Origin of the sequence: Rhodococcus sp. ENV425, from assembly GCF_002887785.1 — a bacterium.
In the GTDB taxonomy this organism is placed as follows: domain Bacteria; phylum Actinomycetota; class Actinomycetes; order Mycobacteriales; family Mycobacteriaceae; genus Rhodococcus; species Rhodococcus aetherivorans.
Genome location: NZ_PCZU01000060.1, coordinates 1 through 8,855 on the forward strand (window position 1 = coordinate 1; position 8,855 = coordinate 8,855).

The following is an 8,855-nucleotide window of genomic DNA, read 5'->3' on the forward strand; positions in this document are numbered from 1 at the left end:
GCGGCGCTGGTGGACGTGGACCTCGTGGTGGTCGGCGGCGGGTTCGCGCAGGCCGGGGAGCCGATGTGGCGGCCGATGCGCGAGGCCGCGGCCCGGCACGCGCGGCTGCCGTTCCTGACCGGGCTGGAGATCGTGCCGGCGCGGCTCGCCGCCGTGGGGACCCTGACCGGCGCCGGGATCCTGGCCCTCGGGGACTGAGCTTCGGCGCGAATCGCCCGCACCGCGGCCCCCGTCGCGTCACAATACGAAGACAGTGTCCTCGGGACGGGAGCGGCCATGACGCCTTTCCAGCGCTACATCGCCGAGGAGATCGCGGTGGACCACGCCGACGGTCTGCTCACCCGCCGCGAGGCGCTGCGACGGCTGGGGCTGCTGGGGCTCACCCTCACCGCGGCATCCTCGCTGCTCGCCGCCTGCGCAAACGAGAACGGCTCGCCCGCAACGCCTTCCGCGACTCCGGGAGCGACCTCGGGCACTCCGGCCCCGACGTCGCCGGTGGCGCCGCCGGGCAGCGCAGATGCCGTTGCGACGGAGGCGATCACGTTCCCCGGCCCGGACGGGCGGACGCTGCAGGGTGCGTGGGCGCCGGCGGCGGACCCCCGGGGCGCCGTGCTCGTGGTCCACGAGAACAAGGGGCTCAACGACCACATCCGATCGGTGGCCGGGCGCCTGGCGGGGGCGGGCTACTCGGCACTCGCGATCGACCTGCTCTCCGAGGAGGGGGGCACGGCGTCGTTCGCCGACCCGGCGCAGGCCACGGCCGCACTGAGTACCGTTCCGCCGCAACGATTCTCCCAGGACATGCGCTCGGGCATCGACGAGTTGACGCGACGGGTGCCCGACCGGCGCATCGGGGCCGTGGGGTTCTGCTTCGGCGGCGGCATGACGTGGCTGCTGCTGACGACCGGCGACCCGCGCCTCGCGGCGGCCGTCCCGTTCTACGGACCGCTGCCCGACGGCGCCGACTTCGCCGGGTCGCGGGCCGCCGTCCTCGCGGTCTACGCCGAACTCGACCAGCGGGTGAACGCGTCGCGGGACGCGGCGACCGCCGCCCTCGAGCGCGCGGGCCTGGTGCACGAGGTGGTGACCTACCCCGGCGCCGACCACGCGTTCTTCAACGACACCGGACCGCGGTACAACGCGGACGCGGCCGCGCAGGCATACGACCGCATGCTCGCCTGGTTCGGGACACACCTCGGCTGACCCCTTCCGAAAACTTGTAACGTGTTCTAGTGTTCGAGGTCACAGCCCCGGTGGCCGGAAGGAGAGCGCGTGAGCATCGACCCCGACGCGTCGGCGCACGGCGCCCAGGACGGCTCCGCCCACGATGCCGAGGTCGCGCGCCCCCGCGACTCCCGCCGGGATCCCGGACAGGTCCGCGAGAACCTGCAGCGCTGGCTCGCCACCAAGGTCACCGCCCCCGTCGTCGAGAACGTGCACCTCCCCGAGACCACCGGCATGTCCAGCGAGACGCTGCTGTTCGACGCCCGCTGGGACGGCACCGACCATCCGCTCGTCGCCCGCGTCGCCCCCGCCGACACCACCGTGCCCGTCTTCCCCGCCTACGACCTCGAGGGTCAGGCCCGGGTCATGCGCGCCGTCGGCGAGCACTCCACCATCCCCGTCCCCCGGGTGCACTGGTACGAGCCCGATCCCGCGCCGCTCGGGGCCCCGTTCTTCGTCATGACCCGGGTGGCGGGCCGGGTGCCACCGGATGTCATGCCGTACAACTTCGGCTCCTGGGTCACCGAGGCCGGCGACGCCGAGCGTGCCGCCATGCAGGACGCGTGCGTCGACGTGCTGGCCCGGATCCACGACGTCGCCCCGGTGGCCGCCGGGCTGGGACCGGCCGGCACCGTCACCGACGCCGTCCGGGCGCACCTGGACCGGCAGCGCTCCTACTACGAGTGGACGACCCGCACCGGTGGTCCCCGCTCCCCGCTCGTCGAACGTGCGCTCGCCTGGCTCGACGCCCGTTGCCCCGACGACCGCTCGCCCGCGGTGCTGTGCTGGGGCGACGCGCGGATCGGCAACATCCTGTTCGACGGTTTCCGGCCCGTCGCGGTGCTCGACTGGGAGCTGGCCACCCTCGGCGCCCGCGAGATGGACCTGGCCTGGATGACGTTCCTGCACAGGTTCTTCGAGGACATCGCCGCCGCGGCCGGGCTGCCCGGCCTGCCGGGCTTCCTGCGCCTGGACGACGTCGCCCGCGCATACGCGCAACGCACCGGCCACGTCCCGCGCGACCTGCACTTCTACACCGTCCACGCGGCGCTGCAGCACGCGATCATCATGCTGCGCATCCACACTCGCGCGGTGCATTTCGGCCAGGCGCAGCCACCCGGCCATCCCGACGACGCGATCATGCACCGCGCCGCCCTCGAAGCCATGCTCGACGGCACCGACCGGCAGGGGGTGGCGCCGTGAGTTCCCTCTCCCCCCTGGACGACTACCCCGTCCACCAGACGGCCGAACCGATCCGGCGCGTCGCCACGTCCGACCGCAACTTCTACGACCGGTACTACTTCAACTGCTACCCCGCCGACACCACCGACCTGTTCCTGATCGTCGGCATGGGCCAGTACCCGAATCTCGGTGTGGCCGACGGTTTCGCGGTGCTGCGCCGCGGCGACGACCACCTCGTCGTGCGGGCCTCGCGGGCCCTGGGGACCGATCGCACCGACACCACCGTCGGCCCGCTGCGCATCGAGGTGCTCGAGGGGCTGCGGCGGCTGCGGGTGGTGCTCGAGCCCGGCCATGCCGAAACCGCCGACCTGTCCTTCGATCTCACGTTCGACGGGGTCGTCCCCGCCACCGAGGAGACCCCACAGCGGCTGCGCCGGCTCGAGCGCGTCGTCATGGACACGTCCCGGTTCGTGCAGACCGGCCGGTGGGCGGGCACCCTCACCGTCGACGGCCGGACCCGGCAGGTGGACCCGGGCACGTGGCTCGGCAACCGCGACCGCTCCTGGGGGGTGCGGCCCGTCGGGGAGCCCGAGCCGCCCGGGCGCACGGCCCACGAGGGCATGCCCGGATTCTTCTGGATCTACTCGGTGATGCAGTTCGACGACGACACGATCGTCACTATCGTGCAGGAGGACGACCACGGCCGCCGGCTGGTCGAGGAGGCGGTCCGGATCCGGCCCGGCGCCGAGCCCGAATGGCTGGGCCGGCCGGAACATCGGCTGGTGTTCGCGCCGGGCACCCGCAACGTCACGGGGGCGACGCTGACGTTCCACCGGCCCGGCTGCGAGGCGGTGACCGTCGAATGCGAACTGCTGGTGCCGAACCTGCTCGGCATCGGCACCGGGTACGGACTCGAACAGGACTGGCGGCACGGCATGTGGCAGGGCGAACTGGTCGTGCAGGCGCTGCGCCGCGACGTCCGGGAGATCGATCCGGCGCTGCTGATGTTCTGTCCCACCGACCATCTCGCGCGGTTCCGGATCGCCGGGTCGGACACCGTCGGCACCGGACTGTTCGAGGTCGCCGTGATCGGACCGCACCGGCAGTACGGCTTCACCGGGTTCGCCGACCCCCACCCCGCGCACGACAACGACCGAGCGACATCCGACCAGTAGAAACCAGGACCGTTGAGGAAAGAGAACATGACCGACTACGACAAACTGTTCATCGGCGGCCGCTGGGTCGCCCCGTCGACCGACGAGCGACTCGAGGTGTTCTCGCCGGCCACCGAGGAACGCGTCGGTTCGGTGCCGGTCGCCGGGCCGGCGGACATCGACGCCGCCGTCGCCGCGGCCCGTGCCGCCTTCGACGACGGACCGTGGCCCCGCACCTCACCGTCCGAGCGGGCCCAGGTACTCGCCAAGGCCGCCAAGCTGCTCGAGGAGCGCAGCGCCGACCTCGCCGCGTCGCTGTCCGCCGAGATGGGTCAGCCGCCCGCCTCCGTGCAGATGATGCAGGTGACGCCGTCCCTGGCGACCATCAACTACTATGCGGGACTTGCCGATTCGTTCCCGTGGACGGAGGAGCGCACCGGCGCCTTCGGACGCTCCCGGGTGACGCGCGAACCCGTCGGCGTGGTCGCCGCCGTCATCGCCTGGAACGTGCCGCTGTTCCTGATGATCAACAAGCTCGGCCCGGCCCTGCTCGCCGGCTGCACCGTGGTCCTCAAGCCCGCGCCCGAGTCGCCGCTGACCACCAACGCGGTCGCGGAGATCTTCGCCGAGGCCGGGCTGCCCGAGGGCGTGCTGTCGCTCGTCCCGGGCGGCGCCGAGACCGGCGAGTACCTCGTCTCGCACCCCGACATCGACAAGATTACCTTCACCGGCTCGACCGCCGTCGGCAAGCACATCGGCGAGATCGCGGCCCGGAACCTCAAGCGCTGCTCCCTCGAACTCGGCGGCAAGTCCGCCGCCATCGTCCTCGAGGACGCCGACCTCGACTCGACCGTCGCGATGCTCGTGATGTCGGGCCTGATGAACACCGGGCAGGCCTGCGTCGGCCAGACCCGCATCCTGGCGCCGCGCTCGCGCTACGACGAGGTCGTCGAGAAGATGGTGGCGACCGCGGCCTTCTTCCCCGTCGGCATGCCCGACGACGCGGCGGCGCAACTCGGGCCGCTGATCTCCGCGAAGCAGCGCGACCGCGTCGAGGGCTACATCGCCAAGGGCACGGAGGAGGGCGCGCGGCTGGTGCTCGGCGGCGGCCGGCCCGCCGGGCTCGACAAGGGCTGGTTCGTCGAGCCGACGATCTTCGCCGACGTCGACAACTCCATGACCGTCGCGCGCGAGGAGATCTTCGGTCCCGTGCTGTGCGTGATCCCCTACGACAGCGTCGACGAGGCCGTCGAGATCGCCAACGACTCCGACTACGGCCTCGCCGGCTCGGTGTACACCACCGACGTCGAGAAGGGCCTCGAGGTGGCGTCGCGGGTGCGCACCGGCACCTACGGCATCAACTGGTACGCCTTCGACCCGGGCTCGCCGTTCGGCGGCTACAAGAATTCCGGCATCGGCCGGGAGAACGGCCCCGAGGGCCTCGAGGCGTTCTGCGAGACCAAGTCGGTGCTGTACCCGCCCGGCTACGGCGCCTGAGTTCGTAGGTGGCCGAATGTCACATCGCGTCGGTTGGATAGACGCGATGTGACATTCGGCCCGGCCGACTGCGGGTGCCGGCGAGACCTCAGATGTACATCGCAGGATCGATGTAGCAGGCCGGGTCCACGAGTTCCTCGTGCTGCTTGCGGGGGCGGATCGTCGCCGGGATGCCGACGGCGATCGAATCGGCGGGCACGTCGCGCGTGACCACCGCGTTCGCGCCGATCGCGACGTCGTCGCCGATCCCCACCGGCCCGAGGACCTTCGCCCCCGCGCCGATGGTGACCCGGTTGCCGATGGTGGGGTGCCGCTTGGTCCGCGCCAGCGACCGCCCGCCGAGCGTGACGCCGTGATAGATCATCACGTCTTCGCCGATCTCGGCGGTCTCCCCGATCACCACGCCCATGCCGTGATCGACGAAGAAGCGCCGTCCGATCGTCGCGCCGGGGTGGATCTCGATGCCCGTGAGGAAGCGGGTGAACTGCGCCAGGATGCGGGCCGGTCCCCGCAGCGCCGGCCGCGCCCACATCCGGTGTGCGAGCCGATGCGACCAGATCGCGTGCAGCCCCGAATACACGAGGGCGTTCTCCATGTCACCGCGCGACGCCGGATCGTGGCCGCGGGCCGCCTGCAGGTCTTCCCGGAGGGTGCGCAGAACACTCACGATGCGTTCAGTCCCGGATGTGCTCGAACAGCGGAGTGGAGATGTACCGCTCACCGAAGTCGCAGACCACGGCGACGATGAGCTTGCCGGCGTTCTCCGGACGCTTCGCCAGCTCCAGAGCGGCCCACACGATCGCGCCGGACGAGATGCCGCCGAGAATGCCCTCCTGCGTGCCGAGATCCCGGCCCACGCGGACGGCGTCGTCGAACGAGACGTCGACGATCTCGTCGTAGACCTCGCGGTCGAGCACGTCGGGCACGAAGTTCGCGCCGATGCCCTGGATCTTGTGCGGGCCCGGCTGTCCGCCGGTGAGGATGGGCGAATCGATGGGTTCGACGCCGACGATCTTCACCTCCGGCTTGTATTCCTTGAGCCTGCGGCCCGCGCCGGTGATCGTGCCGCCGGTGCCGATGCCGGCGACGAAGATGTCGACCGCGCCCTCGGTGTCCTTCCAGATCTCCTCACCGGTGGTCTGGTAGTGGATCTCCGGGTTCGCCGGGTTGGCGAACTGGCGGGCGAGGATCGCGTTCTCGGTCTTCGCGACGATCTCCTCCGCCTTCGCGACCGCGCCGGCCATGCCCTCGGAGCCGGGGGTCAGGACGATCTCCGCGCCGAACGCCCGCAGCATCACGCGACGCTCGGTGGACATCGTCTCGGGCATCGTCAGGATGACCTTGTAGCCGCGCGCGGCACCGACCATCGCCAGCGCGATACCGGTGTTGCCGCTGGTCCCCTCGACGATGGTGCCACCGGGGCGCAGCTCACCGGACTTCTCGGCGGCGTCGATGATCGCCACGCCGATCCGGTCCTTGACGCTGTTGGCCGGGTTGTAGAACTCGAGCTTGACCGCGACCTGGGCGCCGAGACCCTCGGTCAGCCGGTTCAGCCGCACGATCGGGGTTCGCCCGACCAGCTCGGTGACATTGTTGTAGATACCGCTCATGGGCCCGATCCTCCTCCCGGTCGCAGTGCCGACCGGATTGGTTCCGTCGTCACCTATTGCATCATTCCGGCGGATGTCCGATTCACGTGGGGAGCCGCACAGCGGTCCGGCCGCCCGGGGACCCACCGGTTTGCCCACCCTGCTCCCGCGGGTAGCCGACGTCATGACTCGTCACCGGCACGCCCGGAACGTCGCCGGCCGGCCGGTCGCAGCCCTGCAGGACAGCACCCCGCTGCGGTAGGGCGTCGCCCACCAGACCCGGCACGGGGCAGGCCCGCCCGCGCCCGGAAGGAGAAACCCGTGTTCGACATCGTCAAGACCGTGGAGAGATCCGGGCGGCAGATCGAGGGGGTCGTCCGTCGCGTCGTCGAACGCACCGGCTCCCACCCCGGTCCCCAGCAGACCGTCACCATCGGCGCACCCCGCGAAACGGTGCAACGGTTCTGGCGCGAGCCCGCCAATCTGTCGCAGGTGTTCGGGGAGCGCACCTCCGTCGCCGCGAGCGGCCCCGACCGCCTCCGGTGGACCTTCGAACTCGGCGCCGACCCGATCACGTGGGAGACGCGCGTGCTCGAGAGCGACGGGGAACTGCAGTTCGTCGCCACCGACGCCGGCGACTCGTCGCAGCCGCCCCGGATCCTGCTGTCGTTCGCCACCGCCCCGCACGGCCTCGGCACCGAGGTGAGCATGCGGGCCGACACCCCGGTGCCCGGCCTGATCACCGGCGCGGCCACGTTCACCGCCCTGTACCGGGCCCGCGCGCTGCTGCAGACCGGCGAGATGCCGACCCTGCGCTGCAATCCCAGCGCCCGCGGCAATCCCAGCGCCCGCGGCAATCCCAGCGCCCGCGGCAATCACAGCGCCCGCGGCAGCTCCGGTGCCTCCGGACGCGACTCCCGAGCGGAAGGATCCCACTGATGCGAGCGCTGTGCTGGATGGGCGTGAACGACCTGTCCGTCGAGACGGTCGAGGACCCGAAGCTGCTCAACCCGCACGACGTGATCGTGGAGGTCCGCCTCACGACCACCTGCGGATCCGATCTGCATTTCATCGACGGCTATCTCCCCGGCATGCGGGAGGGCGACGTGTTCGGGCACGAGTTCATGGGCGACGTCGTCGAGAAGGGCGCGGAGGTCACCTCCGTGAACGTCGGCGACCGCGTCGTCGTGCCGTCGTTCATCGGGTGCGGCGCCTGCTGGTACTGCGACCACGACCTGTACTCGGCGTGTGACACCACCAACCCGAACGCTGCGATGCAGCAGCCGCTGCTCGGCTACCCGTCCGGCGGCATCTACGGCTACACCCACCCGTTCGGCGGGTACCAGGGTTCGCACGCGCAGTACGTGCGGGTGCCGTTCGGCGACGTCAACTGCTTTCCGATCCCCGAGGGGATCACCGACGAGCAGGCCCTGTTCCTCTCCGACGCGGTGCCCACCGGATACATGGGGGCCGACTTCTGCGACATCTCCCCCGGCGACACCGTCGCAGTGTGGGGTGCCGGGGGCGTGGGCCTGATGGCGGCCGTGAGCGCCCGGATCTTCGGCGCCGAACGAGTGATCGTCGTCGACCGCCTGGGCGAACGCCTCGACCTCGCCGCCCGGCTGGGGCTGGAGACGATCGACTACTCCGCCGAGGACAGCATGCAGGAGGCGCTGCGCGAGAGCACCGGCGGCCGCGGACCCGACGCGTGCATCGAGGCGGTCGGCATGGAGGCCCACGGCACCGGCCTGATGCAGATCTACGACCGCGTCAAGCAGGCGCTGCGGATGGAGACCGACCGCGCCACGCCGCTGCGGCAGGCGATCATGGCGTGCCGCAAGGGTGGGGTGGTGTCCGTCCTCGGGGTCTACGGACTCACCGACAAGTTCCCGATGGGCCTGCTCACCAACAAGAGCCTGACCCTGCGCACCGCCCAGCAACACGGACAGCGGTACGTCCCGCGGCTGTTCGAGCACGTGCAGGCCGGCAAGCTCGACCCCAGCCTGTTGATCACCCACGACATGTCGCTCGAAGACTCGGTGCGCGGGTACGAGATGTTCAAGGACAAGAAGGACGGCTGCGTGCGCGCGGTGTTCCGGCCGTGACCCCGGTGCCGGGCCGGCGCCCTGCAACGGGCCGGCGCCCTGCAACGGGCCGAATGTCACACACATTCGATCGAGGCGGTTTCAGGCGGCCGATGCGACAAGCT

9 protein-coding genes and 1 pseudogene are annotated in these 8,855 nt (G+C 71.1%); 8 read left to right on the forward strand and 2 right to left on the reverse strand.

Going from position 1 to position 8,855, the window contains the following annotated elements:
• From CQZ88_RS04515 to CQZ88_RS04535, 5 genes and pseudogenes are all read left to right on the forward strand, one after another.
• Positions 1 to 198, forward strand: a pseudogene (locus CQZ88_RS04515) (ROK family protein); the annotation flags it as partial.
• Positions 199 to 276: 78 nt separating this feature from the next.
• Entirely contained in the window at positions 277 to 1,203 is a 927-nt protein-coding gene (locus tag CQZ88_RS04520; protein WP_029546065.1) for a dienelactone hydrolase family protein, read from the forward strand.
• Positions 1,204 to 1,272: 69 nt separating this feature from the next.
• Positions 1,273 to 2,427: a phosphotransferase family protein gene (locus CQZ88_RS04525; protein ID WP_102799310.1), complete on the forward strand. Its 1,155-nt coding sequence runs from the start codon at positions 1,273 to 1,275 to the stop codon at positions 2,425 to 2,427.
• Positions 2,424 to 3,581 (forward strand): hypothetical protein, encoded by a 1,158-nt coding sequence (locus CQZ88_RS04530; RefSeq protein ID WP_102799311.1) that lies wholly within the window; start codon positions 2,424 to 2,426, stop codon positions 3,579 to 3,581. Before CQZ88_RS04525 ends, CQZ88_RS04530 begins: the two co-directional genes overlap by 4 nt.
• A 27-nt stretch (positions 3,582 to 3,608) precedes the next feature.
• Positions 3,609 to 5,057 carry an aldehyde dehydrogenase gene (locus CQZ88_RS04535; protein WP_029546090.1) on the forward strand — a complete coding sequence of 483 codons (1,449 nt, stop codon included), beginning with the start codon at positions 3,609 to 3,611 and terminating at the stop codon, positions 5,055 to 5,057.
• An 88-nt stretch (positions 5,058 to 5,145) separates the two neighbouring features.
• Here CQZ88_RS04535 and epsC read toward each other — a convergent pair whose 3' ends face one another.
• Positions 5,146 to 5,724, reverse strand: coding sequence for a serine O-acetyltransferase EpsC (gene epsC, locus CQZ88_RS04540; RefSeq protein ID WP_102799312.1), 579 nt, complete (start codon positions 5,722 to 5,724; stop codon positions 5,146 to 5,148).
• A 7-nt stretch (positions 5,725 to 5,731) separates the two neighbouring features.
• Entirely contained in the window at positions 5,732 to 6,667 is a 936-nt protein-coding gene (gene cysK, locus CQZ88_RS04545; protein WP_006940240.1) for a cysteine synthase A, read from the reverse strand.
• Positions 6,668 to 6,740: 73 nt separating this feature from the next.
• Between cysK and CQZ88_RS29750 the strand changes: the two genes are divergently transcribed.
• The 3 genes from CQZ88_RS29750 to CQZ88_RS04555 are packed head-to-tail and all read left to right on the forward strand — an operon-like array spanning position 6,741 to position 8,751.
• Positions 6,741 to 6,908, forward strand: coding sequence for a hypothetical protein (locus tag CQZ88_RS29750; protein WP_157127555.1), 168 nt, complete (start codon positions 6,741 to 6,743; stop codon positions 6,906 to 6,908).
• A 59-nt stretch (positions 6,909 to 6,967) separates the two neighbouring features.
• The gene (locus tag CQZ88_RS04550; protein ID WP_180986945.1) at positions 6,968 to 7,585 is read left to right on the forward strand and encodes a hypothetical protein; all 618 of its coding nucleotides are present in this window, start codon (positions 6,968 to 6,970) and stop codon (positions 7,583 to 7,585) included.
• Complete coding sequence (locus CQZ88_RS04555; RefSeq protein WP_102799313.1) at positions 7,585 to 8,751, forward strand: zinc-dependent alcohol dehydrogenase; 1,167 nt, start codon at positions 7,585 to 7,587, stop codon at positions 8,749 to 8,751. The genes CQZ88_RS04550 and CQZ88_RS04555 overlap by 1 nt, the downstream gene beginning before the upstream one ends.
• Positions 8,752 to 8,855: the final 104 nt, after the last annotated feature.